Raw genomic sequence first — 21,373 nt, forward strand, 5'->3', positions numbered from 1 at the left:
AAGTCAGCCTGAATGCGATCGTGAGGCAGCTGGCTGCCGCTGGCTACCTCATCATACGAACCACCCTCTTTAGAGTAAATACTCAATTGGCAATATCAGTCATACCCTGACCACCGACCGCTTATTCGGCCTCGGTCTGCTTGGCTGACATCCAACTCTCGTATTCACGCTGCATGATATAGAGCTTGATCTGCTGCGCTTGCTCGGCAGAGAGGCTGTCTGCGAACGACGCCATACCCTTGTTCTGAAAGGCCCCATGCAACACGATCGCCTCCCAGGCGTCACGAATGGCGTCGCTGGAGTAACGCAGATCCGGCAAAATACCGTTACCGACGGTGCCCACGCCGTGGCAGATCATGCAGTAGGACGCATACAGATCAGAGCCGGCATCAATATCACTGGCAGCGGCCACCACCGGTTGCGGCACCCGATCAGGCAGCGGCGCGGCTGCCGGCGGTGCAGACAGCTGCGCCTTGCCGCCCAGCTTGAACACCATCATTCGGCTAACGTTGCGCGCTCCGGCAGCTTGCACTGCATCACCGCCGAACAATCCGCCAGACCCACCCCAGCCAGCCATCAGCGCAATGTACTGCTCACCGTTGTGCTGGTAGGTCATAGGGGCGGCAATTACCCCGGTCTGGGTCGGGAAGTGCCAAAGCGGCGCCCCCATATCGGCACTGTACGCCTCAAGCTGACCAGCCGAGGTGCCCTGAAAAACCAGATTACCTGCGGTCACCAGCGTACCGCCGTTCCAGTGATTGGGCCGCTCGACGCGCCAGGCCGGCGCCTGTTTTACCGGGTCCCAGGCGATCAGCGCACCCGTTGCGTACTCGCGCGGCAACTCCCTGTTTTCAAGACCCGCGCCCGTGTTGAAACCATTATGAACGACGAAGTCCCCCCCCTCATTGGCGTAGGTTGCCGGCATTTCCTGATATGGAATGTAGACCAACCCGGTCAGAGGGCTGTAGGACATAGAATGCCAATTATGCGCACCTAGCGGACTCGGCCAGATGGTTACCGGCTCTCCACTCTCATAGCGCGAGCCCGGCACCTCGACCGGACGGCCGGTCGCCATATCAATCTTCTCGGCCCAGGTGACCTTGCCAAATTTCTCGGCCGACAACAGCTCGCCGGTGGCCCGATCAAGGACATAGAAGAACCCATTCTTCGGTGCCTGCATGATGACCTGACGCGGCTTGCCGTCAATTTCGAGCTCAGCCAGCGTCAGTTGCTGGGTTGCGGTGTAATCCCAGCTCTCGCCCGGAGTGCTCTGGTAATACCAGGCCAGTTCACCGGTTTCCGGCCGCAAGGCCAAAATCGACGACAGGTAGAGGTTGTCACCGCCTCCGGGGCTGCGAATTTCGCGGTTCCAGGGCGAGCCGTTACCAGTGCCGACATACAGCAGGTTCAGCTTGGGGTCATAGGCCATGCTATCCCAACTGGTGCCGCCACCACCTAGGTCCCAGCGCGTCTTGTCGCTCCAGGTTTTCAGGGCTTCTTCCAGTGCGGGTGTCGCCTGCGGGCCTTCTGCCGGATCGGATGGCACGGTGTAGAAGCGCCAGCGCATCTCGCCGGTCGCCGCGTCATAGGCGGAGAAGTAGCCACGGACTCCGTATTCCGCACCGCCATTACCGATCAGCACCATGTCATTCAGCACCCGCGGAGCACCGGTAATGGTGTAAGGCTTGCTTGGGTCGGTCGTCTGCTGCGTCCATACCGGCTCGCCCGTTTTTGCATCCAGCGCCACCAGGCGGCCATCCAGGGTGCCCACGTACACCTTGCCTTTCCACAGCGCCACGCCGCGGTTAACCGCGTCACAGCATGCATGCCGCGCGCCGGATTTATCGACACCTGGATCGTAGCTCCACAGGATATTGCCGGTCTCGGCATCAACAGCCAGTACCCGGCTCCAGGACAACGAGGTGTAAAGGACGCCTTCATGGTAAAGCGGGGTTGCCTCCAACCCACGGGTGTTGTCGAGATCAATCGACCAAGCCAGCCCCAGCTGATCTACGTTTTCGGTGGTGATCTGCTGCAATGGACTGAAACGCTGCTGTGACCAGGTTCGGTCGTAGCTCAGCCATTCGCTACCGTCGTTCTCGACCGCAAGCATGGCGGCGGTATCTACCACGCCAGCGTGCACCGCTGCGGCAATACCAAGCAGCGATGCAACCAGGGGAAAGGCAATCAACTTCTTCATGGGTATGACTCTTCTGTTGTTGTCGTTATTTTTCTGTTCGTTACTGCTCAACCGGCGCTCAGCGTAAATGCGTGAATGGCGTCCGCCACCTGAACGGGCTGCTCGAGCGCGAGCGAATGGCCCGCCCCAGTGATAACCTTGCACTCGCCGTGTCCGGCGTATTCGACGATCTGCTTCGACAGAGCCTGGCTGTAGGCGTGGTCCTGTTCCCCTGCCAGTACCAGCAACGGCACGCGGAGGGATTTCAACTCGCTCAGTACACTGCTGCGATGAATCACCTCCATCGCTGCGGCGCCAATCTCCGTCCCCAACTGGCGCATCTGATTGCGCCAGTGCGCACATAGGGCGGTGTATTCAGGACTGCGCAGTGTGTGGTCACCGAACATGATGTACATCAGGGTGTCGACCTGGTCGGCCGCTCCATCCTGTGCCAACTGCTGAACCAGCGGCTCAAACTCGGGCAACTGGTGCTCCAGGTCACCGCTGCTACCCATCACGATGCAGCCAGCCAAACGCTCGGGGGAACGCGCTGCCAGGCGCAGCGCGATAAAGCCCCCCATCGAGTTGCCAGCGAAGTAACAAGGCGCCAGATCAAGTGCATCAATCAACGCCACCGCATCGTCAGTCAGGGTATCCATATCAAGCGTCCCACTTCGACTGCTGAGGCCCTGTCCACGATGGTCGTAGGCCAGAATCTCAAAGTGCGGGTGCAATAGCTCAATCAACGGCTGAAACATCCGCCAGTCAAAAAAAAGCGAATGACTGAGCACCAGCACCGGTTTACCCGGTTGGGGGAAGCGTTCGAAGTGCAGACGGACATCATTCACCGTCAGATAGGCCATGGGGCAGGCTCCGCGTCATCTTTCGAAGCTTGATGCTAGGGACAGGGGCTAAACGGGTTCACCCCCCCTGTTGGGGGATATGGGGCAAATGAATGACCGGCAACAGCGGAGAGCCGCTGTCGCAAGCGACAAGCAAAACCAAGCTGGAAGCCAAGAGTTTGTGTCTGTGGTTGAGCAAAGAGAAGAACGTTACCCCTGTTGCGCGGTAGTCCCTGACTTGCAGCTTGGGCCGCACCCGTCTTTAGGTACGCCACATGTCGCGTCCGCCACGGATAAACATCAGCCACCCACGCCCAACCAAAACGTCCAGCTTGGCTCTGCTTTTTGCTTGGGCTTGCAGCTTATGACAGCGGCTTGCGGCTCAAAAAAAACGCGCCCCGAAGGACGCGTTATTTAGACGCTGAGAGCGGGCTTGATCAGCCGCACTTGCTATCGCCGCAGGCCAGGCAGGTCAGGCATCCGTCCATCTGAATCGCAGCTTTGGTGTGGCACTTGCCACACATCTGAGCACCTTCCGGGTAGGCAGAAGCGCTGTCATCACAGTCTGCTTCGGTCTGGCCCTGCGGCTTCAGACTGGCGAACTCGGCACGCTTCTGCTCAAGATACGCCTGCTGATGCTCGTCCATTTCGTCCTTGATCATGCCAATACGCTTGAGGTGCTGGTCCAGCACATCGCCGATTTCAGCCACCAGCGAAGGGCTCCAGCGGCCACCGCGCTTCATGTAACCGCCCTTGGGATCGAACACGCTGCGCAGCTCTTCAACCAGGAAGGTGCAGTCACCGCCCTTGCGAAACACAGCAGAGATAATCAGCGTCAGGGCTGAGATCCACTGGTAGTGCTCCATATTCTTCGAGTTGATGAAGATTTCGAAGGGACGACGGGTCTCGTGGTCGCTGCCGGAGTTGAGCACGACGTCGTTGATGGTGACGTAGATCGCGTGCTCCGAGGTCGGAGTCTTGATCTTGTAGGTCGAGCCCTCAAGAAACTCGGGGCGCTTGAGCTTCTCGTGCATTTCTTCGATCGCCGGAGCGGCCTTGGCTTCCGGCGCCTTGGCCGGTTCATCAGGTTTGACTACAGCATAGTCGACGATCTTGCTGTTGATCTTCAGTGCCATGTCTTTCACTTCCTCGCCACGCGTCTGCGCGGCCGATTCATCAGATTTGCGAACTACCGGGTGCCGCCGAAGCGGCACGAGTTCAGAATTTGCCGTAGTAGCCTTCTTTCAGGGCATCGTACAGGTTGGCAGCGGTATGCAGCTCACCATCATACTCGATCTCGTCACCACCCTTGGCCTCGATGAAAGTGCCATCGTCCAGCTTGAAGCGGTAGGTGGTGTTGGCCAGATCCTGCTCCTTCACGAGTACACCCTGGAACGCTTCCGGGTTAAAGCGGAAGGTAGTGCAACCCTTCAGGCCCTTGTGGAAGGCGTACATGTAGATATCCTTGAAGGACTCGTACGGGTAATCGGTCGGTACGTTAGCGGTCTTGGAGATCGACGAGTCAATCCACTTCTGCGCGGCAGCCTGGACGTCAACGTGCTGGGTCGGGGACACGTCATCAGCGGCGATGAAGTACTCCGGCAGGTTGCGGGACTCGGCATCCATGCTCGGCAGCGCATCGGCGTTGATGAAATGACGGTAGGCCAGCAGCTCGAAGCTGAACACGTCTACCTTTTCCTTCGACTTCTTGCCTTCGCGGATCACGTTGCGGAAGTAGTGGTGCGCGAAGCTCGGCTCAATGCCGTTGGACGCGTTATTGGCCAGCGACAGCGAAATGGTACCGGTCGGCGCAATGGAGCTGTGGTGAGTGAAGCGAGAGCCTTTTTCGGCCAGCGCTGCAGCCAGTTCGGCATCTTCACCTGCTACCTGCTGCATGTAACGGCTGTACTTGGCCCAAAGCACCTTACCAGCCAATGTATCACCCGCTTTGATGCCATCTGCGACCATTTCCGGACGCTTGGCCAGCATCGCCTCGGTCACCACGAACTCTTCGTCCATGATCGGTGCAGCGCCCTTCTCTTCTGCCAGCGCCAGACCGGTGCGCCAGCCCTGCATGGCCATCTCCCGGGAAACCTGCTCAGTGAACTCAAGGGAGTCGGCTTCGCCATACTTCATACGCAGCATGGTCATGGTAGAGCCCAGACCGAGGAAGCCCATGCCGTGACGACGTTTGCGGTAAATTTCGTTGCGCTGCTGCTCCAGCGGCAGACCGTTGATCTCAACCACGTTGTCCAGCATGCGGGTAAAGATATCAACGACGCGACGGTACTCATCCCAGTCGAAGCGCGCCTTGTCGGTGAACGGATCGCGGACAAACAGGGTCAGGTTGATAGAGCCCAGCAGGCAGGCACCATACGGCGGCAGCGGCTGCTCGCCACAAGGGTTGGTCGCACGAATTTCCTCGCAGAACCAGTTGTTGTTCATCTCGTTGACACGGTCAATCAGGATGAAGCCGGGCTCGGCGAAGTCGTAGGTGGAACTCATGATCATGTCCCAGATACGACGTGCCTTCATGGTGCGGAAGATACGGCAGGCAACCAGACCATCTTCACGGCTGACATAGCGCTCATTGCTCGGCCACTCGCGCCAGATCACCTGTTCAGCGTCGTTGACATCAACGCCGTCCGCTTCCATTTCAGCCTGATTCAGCGGGAATGCCAGCTGCCAGTCGGCATCGGCCTCAACCGCCTTCATGAATTCTTCTGTGATCAGCAGCGACAGGTTGAACTGACGCAGACGCCCACCTTCACGCTTGGCGCGAATGAAGTCCATCACGTCCGGATGACCAACATCGAATGTCGCCATCTGGGCACCACGACGGCCACCGGCAGAGGACACGGTAAAGCACATCTTGTCGTAGATATCCATGAACGACAGCGGGCCGGACGTATAGGCACCGGCGCCAGAGACGTAGGCACCTTTCGGGCGCAAAGTGGAGAACTCGTAGCCGATACCACAGCCTGCCTTCAGGGTCAGGCCAGCTTCGTGCAGCTTGGCAAGAATATCGTCCATCGAGTCACCGATGGTCGCAGACACGGTGCAGTTGATGGTCGACGTTGCCGGCTTGTGCTCAAGTGCACCGGCGTTGGAGGTAATACGGCCAGCCGGAATAGCGCCATGACGCAGAGCCCAGAGGAATTTCTCATACCACTCTTCACGCAGCTCCGGCGCTTCTACTTCAGACAGAGCACGTGCGACACGCTGGAAAGTCTCATCGACAGACTTGTCGATGGCGGTGCCGTCTTTGGTCTTGAGTCGGTATTTGGTATCCCAGATATCTTCTGACGCGGGCTGCAGGGGGATGCTGGTAACCACATTATGCAGGCGCTGCACCTTGGCTGTTTGACTCATTTCTGTCTCCTGAAATACGCGACCTGAACCACCATTCAGGGAAGCGCTGGTTAATTCCGCATGCCCTCTGGCGCTCAGGCCGAGCGCAATCAAGGCGTGGTTTCGAAGGTATGTCGGGACCTGTCGAGCAACCACAACACAGCGTGCGGCCTAGCTTGGTCGCCCCGCAGGGCGAGAGCGTGTGGAATTAATCAGCGCTTCCCAAGGGCTTGACGCAGAGGCTTTTGACCTGTACGCATCCCGGCCGACAAAACACTATTTGTTGTGCATTCCGGGCAATGCTAGACCCACATATGGTAAATATCAACATCAAAAAAACACGCTTTTTCACGTTTTTCGGGTTGACAATCAGGCGGAGTGTTTACGTCGGGAAAGCGGCTGCCAAACGCGCCCAGCAATGACGCAGCAGCACGCAGGATGCACCTATTCGGCGCCGTCCATCGGAAAGAACTGCCCCCCACTCCAGACCCCGGTACGCAGCTGATCTGCGACCTCGGTCTCGACGGCAAGATCGACCAGCTCATAAAAGACCGTGCGACTTATCAGTGCATCCAGATTGGCACGCACACGCACGTATGGGGAGGGTTCCCCCGTCTGCGGGTCCAACTCAACCCGCAACGGATGATCGGCATCCAGAGGAATAGAGTCCTCCAGATTGGTTGTGAACGTCAGTTGTTGCTGCCCGCCCTGACCACTCACCGTTAGGCCGGTAGCGACAAAAGGTGCATCATCAACCTGAATGCCCCAGCGTTCGACCGGAGTCACGAGATAGTAACGACCGTCCTCGTCCAACCGCAGAATGGTGGAAAACAGCTGAGCCAGCGCCAAACGCTTGATCGGGTCGCCCTCGTGATACCAGGTGCCGTCCCGGGCAATACGCATATCCATTTCGCCACTCAGCTCCGGATGCCACAGATGTACCGGCGCCGGATCGCGACGCTGCAGTTCGCCCCGTTGCGGCAGGCTGTTCAACAGGGATTGTGGGGGTGGCGCACGGTCCGGCATCGTTCCTCCTGAGTGGTCACTTTCAGCGGCCAAGCAACTGGCCTGTGTAGTCCTGCAATGGCGGCCGCAGCAAATCGTCCGGTGACGCTTTGTAAAACTGCAGAAACCCGCCCCGGGTTTCAATCCGGGCGTAGTCAACCAGGTGCCGGGTGCCCACTTCAAATACCATCAACTGCAATACGGCGCGGTCCAGACCAAGATCCTCCCAGCGTCCGGAGTCTTCCCACTGCTCAACGCTGCCAACGGCATCTTCTGCAGAGGCAAACCGGGTGTAGAGCAAATAGTCGTATCCGTAGCTACGCGCTTCGGTCAACGCCTCTTCGAGACCGAGCGGCTGCTCCGCTCGACGCACGATAGGAAACACTTCTACTGCCGCCGCAAACGCTTCCTCGGCTACCACGTTGGGGCGGGCATACGGGTTGCCGACCGGCAGGAAGTGGCCCTGAGCAATGTATAGCTTGGAATCGGATTGTAAAACCCAGGTACTGCTGCGCTGGATGCGATAGTGGTTTAGCACCCCTGCGTCACCAAGATAGTAGCTGGCCTGATCCTGCATATCAGACGGCTTCATGCATCCGGAAAGCATGATTATTCCTAGCAGAATCAAAGCCTTGCGCATAAAACCTCCTAAAGTCCGCGCATCCACTCCGGACGCAGGCCAGCCTGTTCGGGGCGACTGATCGCCTGATCTATTTGCGCCAACAGCCGTTCCTTGTCCCGCCCGAGCTCGCCCTTCAACACCAGGGCATTAGAGGCATGGTCGCTGCGAAAAGTGCTGTTGTCCAGCGTCAGCGCCGCCACGAACTCGCGCAGTTCGCGGAACAACTGCTGCTGGTTCAACTCAACAAAATCAGGATAGCGCTGCTGAAAACGTGCCATCCCCTGCGGGAAGCTGACAACCAGCGTCGAGACGAACTCGGGCTGTGTCTCGTTCAGCAGTTTGGCAGAATTCAACGCATGCTGTGCACTGAGGCTCGCCCCACCCAGACCATTGAGAATCATCACCGAGCGCTTCAATCCAGCGTCGCCGGCCTTGATCAGAGCATCAGCTGTCGAAGCGGCTGTCTCTCCCTTGTTGACCCGCTCCAGCACCTCGTCGTCACCCGATTCAGCACCAACATACAGCATCGCCAGGCCGGCCTCGCGCAACTCCTTGAGCTCCTCGACTGACTTGCGTTTGAGGTTGCGCGGCAAACAGTAGGATGTCACCCGCTCGACGCTCGGGATGTGCTCGGCAATGGCTTCGAGAATCCGCAGCAAGCGGTGTGTCGGCAGCACCATCGCGTCGCCGTCAGCCAGGAATATACGCTGCACGATATAGCGCTCCCCCACCCGGCGAATCTCATCAAGCACCTCTGCCTCGTCCCGTGCACGAAACTTCTTCTGCGGCGCGGTATACATCTCGCAGAACGTGCACTTGTTCCAAGAGCAGCCGTTGGTAACCGGCAGAATCAGCGAATGCGCTTCACTCGGCGGGCGAAATACCGGCTCGATGTAACTGACCGGAAATGACTCTTGTACCGCCATGACTGCTCTCCTGTTGCTGAACACTGCGCTGCAAAAAACCGCTCATCATAGCCAGTACACCTGACGAAGCAAACCACCCGGACGTGTTTAGCGGGACGTGACAGGGTTCACATATAGTTCCGGCACGTGCAAAAAACGCATTAGCCCCGAACCGGGGCAATTTCCAACTCTGCCTCGAAACCTCCCACAGTACAGGACAATAATAATGAGTACTGCCCGCTCACGCGCCACCTCCCTGCCAACCCTCAAGGCCCTCAGCCTGGGCGTCGCGACGCTGTCGCTGTCTGCCTGCTTGACTGGCGGCGGCGGTGGAGGCTCTAGCACCCCTGACCCGCTCGCCGTTCAGACCACGGAGGGCTCGGTCGTCGGTATCCGCCAGAACGGTATCCGGATCTTCCGTGCCATTCCTTACGCTCAGCCACCGGTTGGAGACCTGCGCTTTGCCCCTCCGCAGCCGCCAGCAACCCATAGCGATACACTGCGCCTGAGCGATAGCTTTGGTAACAGCTGCCCGCAATCGGACCTCACCACCGGCGCCGCGGTCGGTGAAGAAGACTGCCTGTATCTGAACGTTTACGCTCCCGCCGATGCTGCAGACCTCCCCGTAATGGTCTGGATTCATGGTGGCGCGTTTGTCTTCGGCAACGGCAGCGGCGAGTACGACCCCACCCGTCTGGTTGAGCAGGACGTCATTGTCGTCACGCTCAACTACCGTCTTGGCAACCTTGGCTTTTTAGCACACCCGGCACTGGAATCCGACGCTGGCAACTTCGCCCTGATGGATCAGCAACTGGCAATGCGTTGGGTCAAGGACAACATCGAGGCCTTTGGCGGCGATCCAGCCAATATCACCTTGTTCGGCGAATCCGCCGGCGGTCACAGCGTCATGAGCCATATCGTCTCCCCCCGCGCCGCCGACGCAGACCTGTTCCAGCGAGCCATCGTCCAGAGCGGTTCTTATGCACCGTTCCAGATGCCCAAGGCAACGGCCCAGGCCATTGGCATCGGCGTTGCCAACGGGCTGGGCTGCAACGAACCGACTACCGCCGCAGACTGCCTGCGTGCACTGCCGGTTTCGGCCCTGCTGGCAGCCCAGGGGTCTCAATCGATCCCAGTCGTCGACGCATCCAGCGACCTGCTGCCCAAGTCGATCCAGCAGGCCCTGACTGACGGCGAGTTCAACGACACACTCGACATCATGATCGGCAGCAACCAGAACGAAGGCACCCTCTTTGTCGCACTGGATGAGGTCGGCGGAGACCCTATCGACGACGAGGCGGAATACCGTGATCGAGTGGCAGCGTTCTTCCAGCCCTATCAGGCCAGCATCCCGTTCGACGATGACCAGATCGCTACCGACTACCTTAACTTCTATGACGGATCTACCTCCCTGTACAGCGAAGCCCTCTCAGGCATCTGGACCGACTTCATGTTCGCCTGCAACGCCTACTCACAAGCGACCACATTTGCCGGCGCCAGCATGAACACCTTCCAGTATTGGTTCCGCGATGAGGACGCACCCTGGACGCTGGTGCCGCCACTTGCCGTGACCTTCCCGCTGGGCGCCACCCACGCAGGGGAAATCCCCTACGTACTCTACGCCCAGAGTTTGATGGAGCAGCGCTACACGGGCGATCTAAACGACCTGTCCAGCCTGTCGGGAGAGATGGTCGATTACTGGACCCAGTTTGCCAAGGACGGTAACCCGAGCACCACCGACGGCGTAGCAGCCGCGTGGCCACAGGCGGCCACTGGCAATCTGTTGATGCTTGATGTACCCAACGCCAGCAGCGTGAGCACGCTGAGCTTCCTCGGCTATCACCATTGCGGCTACTGGGCCAACCCTCCGTTGCTGGTGCCCTGATCCTCGCTCACAGCCTCGGTTGGTGAGGCCGGATCAGGCAGCACGGCCAGAAAGTTGTCCCGCGCGACCGCGCGGGCAACATTCTCGGGCAATGCATCCAGAAACGGATCAAAGCCCGTCATGTATTTCTCGACACTACCAAACTGCCCTACCACGTCCGACCCCAGCATGAAGCGCTCGGGAAAATCCTCTACCAACTGCACCCAGTCTGGATCGGGCTCACCCTCCTGATTGAGCAAGTAGGGTTCGCGCACCGTCCAGGACAAGTCGATATACAGGTTCGGATACGCTGTCAGCAGTCGACGCAGCGTCGGCAGCAAGAAGTCCAAGCGGGTCTGATGACGATGAATCTCCATGCTGGTGCCCGCGTGGGCCCAGATAAAGCGCACCCGCGGATGGTTTCGCAGAGGCTCTTCGATCTCGGCCAGATACAGCGGATTGCGCTCGCGTTGCGATGTGATGTTGCTATGCACCAGCACCGGAAGATCGTATTCGGCCGCCAGCATGTAGACCCGATGCATCGCCTCGCTATTGGCCCGAGGCGGCTCTCCATGGATCAGCGCCGTCAGATCGTCGTGCCGGGTGAACACCTCGCCCAGCCCTTGCCAAACACCGGGATACAGCTCCAGCATGCGACGGATGTGGGCATCGGCGTTCTTGTCGTTTGGGTTGAAACCGGAAAGAAACGGGTGAAAACGCCGACGCTGGTCCGGCGGTAAGGTGTCAAGTGCCTTGGCGACCAACACATCGGTGGCACTGAACCAGTAGGCGCCGCCGTCATCGCCAGCGTAATAGCGTGGTCGCTTGGGCTCATTTTCATGCCATTGCTTGGCAACCGGCACCCCACTGAGCATCGCGTGATCGACGCCGGCGTCGTCCATCGCCTGCAGTAACGCCTCCATGCCCTCTGACTCCTGAAAGAAGTCGACATAATGCAAATGGGCGTCGCTGTAGCGGTACTCTCTTGCCGTCAGCGCAGATGACGACAGCAGGCCGGTGGCGAGCACACCGGCCAACACAATGGGTGATCTGAACAAGGGCTGACTCCTGTCATGACTGCCCCTGATCTGACTGCTGCGAGGGACGGGAGTTCAGCAGACACAGGCCATGTCAGGCCTGCTCGCCCTCCTTGCGGCGCTTAAAACGATTGCCCATGCGAACACCAACATCCATCAAAAACTGCATGTAGCCTTCCTGATCCTTGATCACATCCTGCCAGAACGGCGAGTGATACATGGCCATTGCACCGTGTACCAGAGCCCAGGCCGCGCAGTAGTGAAAATAGGCAGGCACATCTTCCAGCTTGCCGTCGTCGATACGCGACTGAATCAGACCGGTTACATGATTGAAGTTGGAGGTGCGAATCTGGTGAAGCTCTTCAACCATCGACGGTAACTGGTTGGATTTGACGACTTTCTCTTCCAACCGATCAAACAGCCGATAACGCTCCGGGTCGCTCATCCGAAACTCGAAATAGTCCCGTGGTAACGCGGCGTTATCACGCTCGATAGCTTCGGAATGCATCAACTCGGCAAGTGCTCGCTCATAGTCAAGCATCAGCCGCAGGTAGATTTCCGCCTTGGATTTGAAGTGCTTGTAAATGGTGCCTTTGCCAATCCCGACTTCGTCGGCGATCATCTCAACCGTTACACTGTCTTCGCCCTGCTCAAGGAAAAGACGCAATGCGCTGTCGAGGATTTCCTGCTCGCGACGACGAAATTCGCGAACTTTACGTGACTCTTTCTGCATCAAGGTACCCAGATTCAAATTGGCAAAGTGCCCCATTATGCCAAGTTGATGACCCTGTGCCCAGATTTGCTTACAAGCTGACTATGCAGTTCAGCTACGTCTACATTGTGGAGCCATAGGCCACTGCTGCTCCACCCTGAACCACGAGCCTGAGCTTTGCCAACAACGACACCACCGAGGAGGCGCAGTATGGCGCTGAACAATAGCTGGCAATCTGAATTTCCCCAGGATCCTGCGATCTGCTACCTCAACCACGCAGCCGTGGCGCCCTGGCCCAAACGCGCAGCCGAGGCGGTTAGTGCCTTCGCCAAGGAGAACATGCTGCAAGGTGCCCGTGACTACCCGCGCTGGAGTCGCACCGAGAAGCACCTGCGCGAGCAGCTCACCGCCCTGCTCAACGCCCCAACAACGGAGGACATCGCGCTGGTCAAGAACACCTCCGAGGCCCTGTCGTTCGTTGCACAGGGACTGACATGGCAGCCCGGAGACGAAATTCTGATCAGCGATCAGGAATTCCCATCCAACCGCATTCCCTGGGAAGCCCTGCGCGACCAGGGCGTCAAGGTCCGGCCGGTCAGCCTTGACAGCCAGCCGGAGCAGAACCTCATCAACGCAATGACCGAGCGTACCCGCCTGCTCAGCATCAGCTCGGTGCAATACGGCACCGGGCTGCGTATCGACCTGCCGCAACTCGGCGCTGCCTGCCGCGAACGCGGGGTTCTGTTTTGTGTGGATGCAATCCAAACCCTCGGCGCACAACCGCTTGATGTGCAACACGTTGATTGCGACTTTGCCATGGCTGACGGCCACAAGTGGTTGCTGGGCCCCGAAGGCCTGGGCGTTTTTTATTGTCATGCCCGGGCGCGTGAGCAACTGAAACTAACCCAGCACGGCTGGCATATGGTCGAGGCGATGGGCGACTATGACCGCCATGATTGGCGTCCGGCCAGTTCAGCACGGCGTTTTGAGCCTGGCAGCCCGAACACGCTGGCCCAACAAGCCCTGTCAGCTAGCCTGTCGCTGCTGCTGGAAGCCGGGATGGAAACAGTCGCAGCGGAACTGGACAAGCGAATCTGTCTGCTGGCCGAGCTGCTGACGGCATTGCCCGGCGTGACCTTGCTCAGCGACCTCGCCGCGCACCGCCGCTCCGGCATCATCACCTTCTCGGCTAAGGGAGTGGCGTTGCGATCGCTGCATCGACAACTGATGGATCAGGGAGTCATTTGCGCACTGCGTGGCGGAGGCATTCGCTGGTCTCCCCACTTCTACACCGACAGGGCGACCCTGGCGCTGGCAGTGAGCCGCCTCAGGGATTTGCTTGAGGCCACCGACGATAACAACGCTTCACGATAAGATACCTGGAACGTATTCCAAATCAGTTTATAAAAGCGGCAAAGCTCGGTGGAAAGACAGGTAAATTCGACAATACTGAAGCTATCAGGAACGACACATCCCCCAAACGTCGTTCCTGTACTGGCAGGCCCTGTCCTGCCGATGTATCACTCCTAATGGTCTTAACCCGAATTCCTCCCCCAGAATTCGGGTTTTTTTTGCCCGGTTTTCAGGTCTGGGACAACGGGAAAAGACGGTGGAAGTTATCGGTCGTTTGCTGCTGAAGGCACTCCAGCGACTCCCCCCGCAGGTCTGCGAGAAACGCCGCCACCTCGCATACAAACTGGGGCTCGTTAGGCTTGCCCCGATGCGGAACCGGTGCCAGGTAAGGGGAATCCGTTTCGACCAGCAGCCGATCGGCCGGCACCTGTCGAGCGACGTCACGCAGGGCATCGGCATTACGGAAGGTCACAATGCCGGAGAGTGAAATGTAGTACCCCATATCCAGCGCAGCACGCGCCATTTCCCAGTCTTCGGTAAAGCAATGCAGCACCCCGGCATTGGGCAGGTCAGCCTCACGCAACATATCCAGAGTGTCCTGACGTGCGGCCCGGGTGTGGATCACAACCGGCTTACCGGTCTGCTGCGCAGCCTGCAGGTGAATCGCAAAAGAGGTCTTCTGCTGCTCTGCCAGTTCCGGCTCGTAGTGATAATCCAGCCCGGTCTCACCTATCGCAACGGTTCGCGGATGAGTCAGCATCTCCAATAACCAGTTCAGATCGGTTGCCTTGCCGTCTTTCAGATCAAGCGGGTGAACACCGACGCTGCAAAATACGTCCTCGTAACGGTCCGCCAGCTGCTGCACCGTGACGGCGTTATCGGCATCGACGCCAATACAAAGAAACTTGCTGACGCCACGCGCGCGCGCCGCGTCCAGCAATGCATCAAGAGAGCCGTTATAGGGCGTTAAATCAAGACGATCAAGGTGACAGTGTGAATCAATAAGCATGAAGACTACATGGTATGGGTCGGCCGATCCGACTGCAGCGCACCGGCCAAATAGGTTTCGATTTTGCTGCGCGCGGTATTGTCCTGATCACTGAACTGGACACCAATACCTGCTGCGCGATTGCCCTGAGCCCCCTTTGGAGTGACCCAGATCACCTTGCCGGCAACCGGAATCTTCTCCGGCTCATCCATCAGGTTCAGCAGCATGAACACCTCGTCGCCGAGGTGGTAGTTCTTGTTGGTGGGAATGAAAAGACCGCCGTGCTTCACGAACGGCATGTAAGCCGCATACAAAACGGATTTGTCCTTGATGGTCAGCGACAGAATGCCGTTGCGTGGCCCCGGAGCCATTGGTTTACTCATTGATCATTCCTTTAACTCAACGCGATGGCGGCCAGATTACCGCCTTTCGGCCAACACTTTCCAGCGTGCGAGCAGCTTTTCGAGGAACAGCTGACGGTTAAGGTTGGCCTTGTTGTCGAACTGTCGACGGTGTTGCAGCAGCCAATCCTGCCAATCGAGCAACGCGCTCACGCTAACACGTGGCGCCAGATAGCCCAGCACCTTGTCCATATCAGCACTGTTTGCGATTTCTTGCGCGCCTTGATTGAGCTTAAGGAGCTCCAGCGTCCAGGCAGCAAACCAGTCAAGCAGCAGGTCTAGGGCAACGCTGTTCCACTGCTCAGCCAGCTTGGGCGCCGACACCTGCCCCTTGAGCAACGCCTTGACACCCTCGACGACCTTTTCGCGCTGCGCGATCGCGTCCTGCTCCTTGAGCAAGAGCGCTTTCAGCGGCGCACCGGCAGCCATCTGCAGCAACAGCCTGCGCTGCCTCTCGTCGACGTCAGGCAACTCGGCCTGCAACCAGTCCTGCGCCGGCTGTTCGGCCGGCAACCCAAGCGGTTGCACCCGACACCGGCTGCGGATAGTCGGCAACAAACGACTTGGCTGATCGCTTACCAGCAGCAGATAGGTCTCGGCGGTAGGCTCTTCCAGTGACTTGAGCAGCGCGTTGGCCGCGTTCTGATTCATGGCTTCAGCAGGGTGCAGCACTACGACCTTGCGACCGCCCTGTTGCGCGGTCTGAGAAATGAAGTCCACCAGTTGACGGATGGCGTCGACGCGAATGGCCTTACCCGCCTCTTCCGGCTCGATCAGCAGCAGATCGGGATGACTCCCGGCCTGACGCAGCAGGCAACTGCGGCACTGCTGACAGGCGCCCTCAGCAGCCGGACGGTCACACATCAACCAGGCGGCAAAGGCACTGGCAAAGGCGCGCTTGCCCGCACCCGACGGGCCACAGAAAAGATAGGCATGGGCAAAGTGCGGCTGACTGACCAGCGCGCTCCATTGCGCACTATGCCAGGGTAGCGATGTTTTTGCCTGCTCAAGCACGCCAGCGCTCCAGAACCTGTTCGATCACCGGTTCGAGTTCGCGCTGCACCTGAGCCAACTCACCACTTGCGTCAATCACCCGATAGCGCCCGGGGTTGTCTGCAGCCCGCTGAAGGTAGGTGGAACGCACCCCGTCAAAGAATGCACGCTGCTCGCTCTCGAAGCGATCAAGTGCGCTGCGCGCTCTGGCCCGGGCCATCCCCACCTCAACCGGCACATCCAGCACCAGCGTCAGGTCGGGACGCAAAGCACCTTGAGTCCAGGTTTCGAGCGCAGCGATACGGGCTGAGTCGATCCCCCTTCCGCCCCCCTGATAGGCATAGGTCGCATCGGTAAAACGATCGCTGATCACCACCTGCCCCTGCGCCAACGCAGGCATGATGACCCGACTCAGATGCTGAGCCCGGGCAGCAAATACCAGCAACAGCTCGGCATCCGGGTCCATTGGCTCTTCGTGGTGTTCAAGCAAGATGCCGCGCACCCGCTCAGCAATCGGCGTACCACCGGGCTCACGGGTCAGCAACGGTTCACAACCAGCACGCTGCAATGCGTCGGCAATGTAGGCCAGATTGGTCGACTTGCCGGCACCTTCCGGTCCTTCCAGGGTGACAAATACACCGGTCATTGCGTGCTCTCCGGAGCTGGGCTGGATCGATAGTCCTGGCGACGCTGGAGTTGATAGGCCCGCACCGCCCGATTGTGCTCTGCCAGCGAATTGGAGAACACATGCGAGCCATCTCCCTTGGCGACAAAATACAGACTGTTGCCATCAGCCGGATGAACCGCAGCCTCAATGGCCTCTCGTCCTGGCATCGCAATCGGCGTCGGTGGCAGCCCATCAATCACGTAGGTGTTATAGGGTGTCGGCTGCTGCAGGTGGCGCCGGCGGATGTTGCCCTGATAGTCCGCGCCCAGACCATAGATCACCGTGGGGTCGGTCTGCAGTCGCATGCCAATTCGCAAACGTCGGGTAAAAACGCCAGCAATCGCAGGACGCTCGGACGGTACACCGGTTTCCTTTTCGACAATCGAAGCCAGAATCAGCGCCTCGTAGGCAGAGCTGATCGGCAAGCCCTCATCACGCCCTGCCCAGACCTCCTCCAGCACCACCGCCATGCGCTCATGCGCCCGCTGCAGAATATCCCGATCACTCATACCGAGCGTGTACTGATAGGTGTCAGGGAAAAAGCGCCCCTCCGGATGCTCGCCCTCATACCCCAGAGCCGCCATCACCTCTGCATCGCTCATTTCCGGCGGCAGGGTTTGCTGCAACTGCTCAGCGTTGCGCAACGCGCCCCGAACCTGACGAAAGTTCCAGCCTTCAACCAGGGTCAAACTACGCTGTACGACATCACCGCGCTCCATCATGTGCAACAGCTCTGCCGCAGTCATTTCAGGCTCCAGCGCATACTCGCCCACATGCAACACCGCGCCCTTCATCTGCCACTGCCAGTAGCGGCGTAGCCAACTCCCCCCCTCAAGCACGCCTTGCTGCTCCAACCGGGCAAACACCCGTCCGGGGGAACTACCGGGCTCGACCACCAGCGTCTGCGGCTCATTCAGTTGCAGCGGCTGATGCAGCGCACGCTGCAGGGTGAGAAACCCCCACACACCGCCGGTCAAGCCGGCCAGGATGACGAGGAAAAGCGACACAACCAAGAACTTGCCAAAAATCTTCACTGATAAACCTGTTCAGCCAGGGATTGCAGCAGACGGGTTTCATCACCCACCTGCCAGACCCGGTCGCCCAGCCGCACGACCGGCCAGACACCAATCAAACTGTTACAGCACAACACCTGATCCGCCTCATGCAGCGCGCCGAGACCAAGCCGCGACACAGCCGCCGGCTCTCCTCGCTCGACTAACCGAGCCAACAGATACTCGCGCATCACGCCTTGTACACCACAACGGCCAAGGTCGGGCGTGACCCATTGCCCATCAACGCGGGCAAACAGGTTGCTCATCGTGCACTCGATAACCTGCCCCTGTTGATCACAGACCAGCCCCTCAGCGAACGCCGGGTCCTGCCACTCGCTGCGTGCAAGCACCTGATCCAGTCGATTGAGGTGCTTGATACCAGCCAACAGCGGCTGGTCAGACAATCGCGTTGCGCAGGAATAAAGCCGAATACCGTCGCGGCGATCTGCCGGGTATACCGGCAACGGCGAAATGGCGAGGATACGAGTAGGTACCGCATCGACAGGCATGGCATAACCGCGCTGACCACTACCGCGGGTGAGCACCAGTTTGACCACCCCGTCGCCCACCACAGACGCAGCCATGTTGAGCTCTGCCTCAATACGCTCTCCCTGAAAAGGGATCCGCAGTGCGCTACACCCGCGCTGCAAACGCTCAAGGTGTAACGACAGCAGCGGCAAGCTGCCATGACTCGCACGCAGGGTTTCGAACAAACCGTCACCGTAGGCGAGTCCGCGATCAGTAACGGGCAGGTTATCAGCAACCTGCCCGTTTACCCATGTCGTCGCCACTGGTGTCAGTTGGCTCATTCGCAGCGACGGAATACCAGGCTGCCGTTGGTTCCGCCAAACCCAAAGGAGTTGGACAGCGTGACCTCGATCTTGCGTTGCTGCGCCTGATGCGCAACGTAGTTCAGATCACATCCCTCGTCCGGGTTTTCCAGATTGATGGTTGGCGGTGCCACCTGATCACGCAGCGCCAGCACACTGAAGACCGCTTCTACCGCGCCGGCGGCGCCCAGCAGGTGTCCAGTCATCGACTTGGTCGAACTGATCGCCAATTCACTGGCGTGCGCACCGAATACCGATTTGACTGCGCAGGTCTCAGCGATGTCGCCCGCCGGGGTCGAGGTACCGTGTGCGTTGATGTAATCCACTTCATCCGGATTGAGACCGGCATCCTTGAGCGCGTTGACCATGCACTTGGCGCCACCGCGACCGTCTTCTGGCGGCGCTGTCATATGGTAGGCATCACCGCTCATACCAAAACCGACCAGCTCGGCGTAGATACGCGCGCCACGGGCCTTGGCGTGCTCATACTCTTCCAGCACCATGGCACCGGCACCGTCAGACAGCACGAAACCATCACGTTCACGGTCCCAAGGACGGCTGGCACCCTGCGGATCATCATTGCGAGTCGACATGGCGCGCGCGGCAGCAAACCCACCCAGTCCCAGACCGGTGGTGGCCATCTCGGAACCACCAGCGACCATGACATCGGCCTCACCATAGGCGATGTTGCGTGCCGCCATACCAATACTGTGAGTACCGGTGGTACATGCGGTGGTCAGCGCGTAGTTCGGGCCTTGCAGGCCATACTGAATAGACAGATAGCCGGCAACCATATTGATGATCGAGCCGGGCACAAAGAACGGAGAGATACGGCGAGGCCCACTGTTCAGCAACTGCTCACAGTTTTTCTCGATATTGGTCAGGCCGCCGATACCTGAGCCCATGACAACACCGATGCGATCACGGTTCTCGTCGGTCACTTCCAAACCAGAATCCTGAATCGACTGGATGCACGCGGCCAGACCGTACTGAATGAACAGATCCAGCTTGCGCGCTTCCTTTGCTGCCATGTAGAGCTCTACTTCGAAATCGCGGACAGAGCCACCGATGCGGGTCGCGAAGGCACTCACATCCATGTGTTCAATTTGGCTAATGCCACTTTTGCCCGCCAAGGCTGCCTGCCAACTGCTCTCAACGGTATTACCCAGCGGCGACAGCATACCCAGACCAGTTACAACGACGCGTCTGCGCGACACGGCATACTCCTTATTCAACTCGTGAAAAGCGCCACAGGCTCAGCGCCTGCGCAAAATCGCCCTATTGTCCGTGCAAATGCCGTTATCGGCAACACGAACAGCGGCGTGCCCGACAGGTACAAACATCCAGATGCAAAAAAGCCGCAGCCTGGAAACCAGTACTGCGGCTTTCTTGATGTCCTGCAAGCAGGCTACGCGATCACTTCTGGTGAGCGTTCACGTAGTCGATAGCTTCCTGAACAGTGGTGATCTTCTCGGCTTCTTCATCCGGAATCTCGGTCTCGAATTCTTCTTCGAGAGCCATCACCAGCTCCACGGTGTCCAGGGAGTCAGCGCCAAGATCTTCAACGAAAGAAGCACTGTTGGTTACTTCTTCTTCTTTGACACCGAGCTGCTCGGCCACGATTTTCTTGACGCGTTCTTCGATGGTACTCATACCTTGTTCTCACTCCTATTTGCAGTTCCGAGAAGCCGGACTGCGGGTAGTTTATAGAAACAATTCTCTTGGTTTCAAGCGCGAATCGTCTCTGACGCAAAGAGGTCAAAGCCTGCGGCTTCCACCCGTTGGAACTCACGCTGTGCCAGCGCATGCCGTCACAGCGATGAATTACATGTACATGCCACCATTGACCGGCAGTGTAGCACCGGTAATGTAGCCAGCACTTTCGCTTGCCAGGAAAGCCACAGCCGCAGCAATTTCTTCAGCCTGACCCAAGCGAGCGAGCGGAATCTGCTCCAGCATGACCGAACGCTGGCTGTCATTAAGCGCACGCGTCATGTCAGTGTCAATAAAGCCCGGTGCTACTGCGTTCACAGTAATGGCACGCGAACCCACTTCGCGGGCGAGCGCACGGGTAAAGCCCTCCATGCCCGCCTTGGCTGCTGCGTAATTGGACTGGCCAGCGTTACCCATGCAGCCCACGACGGAACTGATGTTGATAATACGCCCCCAGCGCCCCTTGGTCATGCCTCGCAGAACGGCCTTGGACAAACGGTAGACTGAACTGAGGTTGGTGCCGATCACATCATCCCACTCATCATCTTTCATGCGCATGAGCAGGTTATCGGCGGTGATACCGGCATTATTGACCAGAATCGCGGGTGCACCGTAAGCCTCGGTGATCGCCGCCAGCACCGCACTGATGGACTCAGCATCACGTACATCAAGCTTCATCCCGGTACCCTTGTAGCCCGCTTCGGCCAGCTTGTCCGCGATAGCCTGAGCACCCGCTTCGCTGGTCGCCGTACCCACAACCACCGCACCCTGAGCAGCCAGCGCATGGGCGATAGCTTGGCCAATCCCTCTGCTGGCACCGGTGACCAGTGCAACCTTTCCTTCCAGACTCATGTCTCGC

The 21,373-nt window shown here is 58.8% G+C and carries 20 protein-coding genes; 2 read left to right on the plus strand and 18 right to left on the minus strand.

All coding sequences use genetic code 11. From position 1 onward, the window contains the following. Positions 1 to 121: 121 nt before the first annotated feature. From ACKPCU_RS14000 to ACKPCU_RS14030, 7 genes are all read right to left on the minus strand, one after another. Entirely contained in the window at positions 122 to 2,200 is a 2,079-nt protein-coding gene (locus tag ACKPCU_RS14000; RefSeq protein WP_321347604.1) for a PQQ-dependent dehydrogenase, methanol/ethanol family, read from the minus strand. A gap of 47 nt (positions 2,201 to 2,247) precedes the next feature. Then, complete coding sequence (locus tag ACKPCU_RS14005) at positions 2,248 to 3,042, minus strand: alpha/beta fold hydrolase (protein WP_321347606.1); 795 nt, start codon at positions 3,040 to 3,042, stop codon at positions 2,248 to 2,250. Between the two features lie 416 nt (positions 3,043 to 3,458). Beyond that, positions 3,459 to 4,157 (minus strand): TSCPD domain-containing protein, encoded by a 699-nt coding sequence (locus tag ACKPCU_RS14010; protein ID WP_104737613.1) that lies wholly within the window; start codon positions 4,155 to 4,157, stop codon positions 3,459 to 3,461. A gap of 82 nt (positions 4,158 to 4,239) precedes the next feature. Next, positions 4,240 to 6,393 (minus strand): adenosylcobalamin-dependent ribonucleoside-diphosphate reductase, encoded by a 2,154-nt coding sequence (locus tag ACKPCU_RS14015; protein ID WP_104737614.1) that lies wholly within the window; start codon positions 6,391 to 6,393, stop codon positions 4,240 to 4,242. A gap of 423 nt (positions 6,394 to 6,816) precedes the next feature. Next, on the minus strand, positions 6,817 to 7,398 hold the full coding sequence (locus tag ACKPCU_RS14020; protein WP_321347610.1) for a DUF1285 domain-containing protein: 582 nt from the start codon (positions 7,396 to 7,398) through the stop codon (positions 6,817 to 6,819). 22 nt (positions 7,399 to 7,420) lie between these two features. Then, complete coding sequence (locus ACKPCU_RS14025; protein ID WP_321347612.1) at positions 7,421 to 8,017, minus strand: DUF4823 domain-containing protein; 597 nt, start codon at positions 8,015 to 8,017, stop codon at positions 7,421 to 7,423. Between the two features lie 8 nt (positions 8,018 to 8,025). Further along, the gene (locus tag ACKPCU_RS14030) at positions 8,026 to 8,925 is read right to left on the minus strand and encodes a radical SAM protein (RefSeq protein ID WP_104737617.1); all 900 of its coding nucleotides are present in this window, start codon (positions 8,923 to 8,925) and stop codon (positions 8,026 to 8,028) included. A 205-nt stretch (positions 8,926 to 9,130) separates the two neighbouring features. Between ACKPCU_RS14030 and ACKPCU_RS14035 the strand changes: the two genes are divergently transcribed. Beyond that, positions 9,131 to 10,789, plus strand: a complete 1,659-nt coding sequence (locus tag ACKPCU_RS14035) for a carboxylesterase/lipase family protein (protein ID WP_321347614.1) — start codon at positions 9,131 to 9,133, stop codon at positions 10,787 to 10,789. Here ACKPCU_RS14035 and ACKPCU_RS14040 read toward each other — a convergent pair. Beyond that, positions 10,756 to 11,811 carry an amidohydrolase family protein gene (locus ACKPCU_RS14040; protein ID WP_407651858.1) on the minus strand — a complete coding sequence of 352 codons (1,056 nt, stop codon included), beginning with the start codon at positions 11,809 to 11,811 and terminating at the stop codon, positions 10,756 to 10,758. The two genes, ACKPCU_RS14035 and ACKPCU_RS14040, sit on opposite strands and share 34 nt — an antisense overlap. Before the next feature lie 88 nt (positions 11,812 to 11,899). Next, a complete protein-coding gene (locus tag ACKPCU_RS14045; protein ID WP_104737781.1) occupies positions 11,900 to 12,538 on the minus strand; it encodes a TetR/AcrR family transcriptional regulator in 639 nt (212 codons plus the stop codon). 189 nt (positions 12,539 to 12,727) lie between these two features. Here ACKPCU_RS14045 and ACKPCU_RS14050 point away from each other — a divergent pair, with 189 nt between their 5' ends. Beyond that, complete coding sequence (locus ACKPCU_RS14050; protein ID WP_321347617.1) at positions 12,728 to 13,891, plus strand: aminotransferase class V-fold PLP-dependent enzyme; 1,164 nt, start codon at positions 12,728 to 12,730, stop codon at positions 13,889 to 13,891. Positions 13,892 to 14,099: 208 nt separating this feature from the next. On the opposite strand, the gene ACKPCU_RS14055 is transcribed toward ACKPCU_RS14050, so the two are convergent. The 9 genes from ACKPCU_RS14055 to fabG all read right to left on the minus strand — a co-directional run bounded on the left by ACKPCU_RS14055 (position 14,100) and on the right by fabG (position 21,366). Continuing rightward, complete coding sequence (locus ACKPCU_RS14055; RefSeq protein ID WP_321347618.1) at positions 14,100 to 14,879, minus strand: TatD family hydrolase; 780 nt, start codon at positions 14,877 to 14,879, stop codon at positions 14,100 to 14,102. A gap of 5 nt (positions 14,880 to 14,884) precedes the next feature. Next, complete coding sequence (locus ACKPCU_RS14060; RefSeq protein WP_104737622.1) at positions 14,885 to 15,241, minus strand: PilZ domain-containing protein; 357 nt, start codon at positions 15,239 to 15,241, stop codon at positions 14,885 to 14,887. Positions 15,242 to 15,277: 36 nt separating this feature from the next. After that, entirely contained in the window at positions 15,278 to 16,273 is a 996-nt protein-coding gene (locus ACKPCU_RS14065) for a DNA polymerase III subunit delta' (RefSeq protein WP_104737623.1), read from the minus strand. After that, positions 16,266 to 16,898 carry a dTMP kinase gene (gene tmk / locus ACKPCU_RS14070; RefSeq protein ID WP_321347621.1) on the minus strand — a complete coding sequence of 211 codons (633 nt, stop codon included), beginning with the start codon at positions 16,896 to 16,898 and terminating at the stop codon, positions 16,266 to 16,268. The genes ACKPCU_RS14065 and tmk overlap by 8 nt, the downstream gene beginning before the upstream one ends. Continuing rightward, positions 16,895 to 17,947, minus strand: coding sequence for an endolytic transglycosylase MltG (mltG, locus tag ACKPCU_RS14075; RefSeq protein WP_407651859.1), 1,053 nt, complete (start codon positions 17,945 to 17,947; stop codon positions 16,895 to 16,897). Before mltG ends, tmk begins: the two co-directional genes overlap by 4 nt. A gap of 2 nt (positions 17,948 to 17,949) precedes the next feature. Next, positions 17,950 to 18,780, minus strand: coding sequence for an aminodeoxychorismate lyase (gene pabC / locus ACKPCU_RS14080; protein ID WP_104737625.1), 831 nt, complete (start codon positions 18,778 to 18,780; stop codon positions 17,950 to 17,952). Next, positions 18,777 to 20,018, minus strand: a complete 1,242-nt coding sequence (gene fabF, locus ACKPCU_RS14085; RefSeq protein WP_104737626.1) for a beta-ketoacyl-ACP synthase II — start codon at positions 20,016 to 20,018, stop codon at positions 18,777 to 18,779. The genes pabC and fabF overlap by 4 nt, the downstream gene beginning before the upstream one ends. 199 nt (positions 20,019 to 20,217) lie before the next feature. Then, positions 20,218 to 20,454 carry an acyl carrier protein gene (acpP, locus tag ACKPCU_RS14090; RefSeq protein WP_088275384.1) on the minus strand — a complete coding sequence of 79 codons (237 nt, stop codon included), beginning with the start codon at positions 20,452 to 20,454 and terminating at the stop codon, positions 20,218 to 20,220. 171 nt (positions 20,455 to 20,625) lie between these two features. Next, positions 20,626 to 21,366 carry a 3-oxoacyl-ACP reductase FabG gene (gene fabG, locus ACKPCU_RS14095; RefSeq protein ID WP_321347625.1) on the minus strand — a complete coding sequence of 247 codons (741 nt, stop codon included), beginning with the start codon at positions 21,364 to 21,366 and terminating at the stop codon, positions 20,626 to 20,628. Between the last annotated feature and the right edge of the window lie 7 nt (positions 21,367 to 21,373).

Origin of the sequence: Halopseudomonas oceani (assembly GCF_963677335.1) — a bacterium.
Lineage (GTDB): Bacteria > Pseudomonadota > Gammaproteobacteria > Pseudomonadales > Pseudomonadaceae > Halopseudomonas > Halopseudomonas oceani.

What these genes read in the sequence shown, in the direction of transcription:
- ACKPCU_RS14000 (WP_321347604.1), bottom strand. Translation starts at nt 2,200, where the DNA reads ATGAAGAAGTTGATTGCCTTTCCCCTGGTTGCATCGCTGCTTGGTATT.
- ACKPCU_RS14005 (WP_321347606.1), bottom strand. Translation starts at nt 3,042, where the DNA reads ATGGCCTATCTGACGGTGAATGATGTCCGTCTGCACTTCGAACGCTTC.
- ACKPCU_RS14010 (WP_104737613.1), bottom strand. Translation starts at nt 4,157, where the DNA reads ATGGCACTGAAGATCAACAGCAAGATCGTCGACTATGCTGTAGTCAAA.
- ACKPCU_RS14015 (WP_104737614.1), bottom strand. Translation starts at nt 6,393, where the DNA reads ATGAGTCAAACAGCCAAGGTGCAGCGCCTGCATAATGTGGTTACCAGC.
- ACKPCU_RS14020 (WP_321347610.1), bottom strand. Translation starts at nt 7,398, where the DNA reads ATGCCGGACCGTGCGCCACCCCCACAATCCCTGTTGAACAGCCTGCCG.
- ACKPCU_RS14025 (WP_321347612.1), bottom strand. Translation starts at nt 8,017, where the DNA reads ATGCGCAAGGCTTTGATTCTGCTAGGAATAATCATGCTTTCCGGATGC.
- ACKPCU_RS14030 (WP_104737617.1), bottom strand. Translation starts at nt 8,925, where the DNA reads ATGGCGGTACAAGAGTCATTTCCGGTCAGTTACATCGAGCCGGTATTT.
- ACKPCU_RS14035 (WP_321347614.1), top strand. Translation starts at nt 9,131, where the DNA reads ATGAGTACTGCCCGCTCACGCGCCACCTCCCTGCCAACCCTCAAGGCC.
- ACKPCU_RS14045 (WP_104737781.1), bottom strand. Translation starts at nt 12,538, where the DNA reads ATGCAGAAAGAGTCACGTAAAGTTCGCGAATTTCGTCGTCGCGAGCAG.
- ACKPCU_RS14050 (WP_321347617.1), top strand. Translation starts at nt 12,728, where the DNA reads ATGGCGCTGAACAATAGCTGGCAATCTGAATTTCCCCAGGATCCTGCG.
- ACKPCU_RS14055 (WP_321347618.1), bottom strand. Translation starts at nt 14,879, where the DNA reads ATGCTTATTGATTCACACTGTCACCTTGATCGTCTTGATTTAACGCCC.
- ACKPCU_RS14060 (WP_104737622.1), bottom strand. Translation starts at nt 15,241, where the DNA reads ATGAGTAAACCAATGGCTCCGGGGCCACGCAACGGCATTCTGTCGCTG.
- tmk (WP_321347621.1), bottom strand. Translation starts at nt 16,898, where the DNA reads ATGACCGGTGTATTTGTCACCCTGGAAGGACCGGAAGGTGCCGGCAAG.
- pabC (WP_104737625.1), bottom strand. Translation starts at nt 18,780, where the DNA reads ATGAGCCAACTGACACCAGTGGCGACGACATGGGTAAACGGGCAGGTT.
- acpP (WP_088275384.1), bottom strand. Translation starts at nt 20,454, where the DNA reads ATGAGTACCATCGAAGAACGCGTCAAGAAAATCGTGGCCGAGCAGCTC.
- fabG (WP_321347625.1), bottom strand. Translation starts at nt 21,366, where the DNA reads ATGAGTCTGGAAGGAAAGGTTGCACTGGTCACCGGTGCCAGCAGAGGG.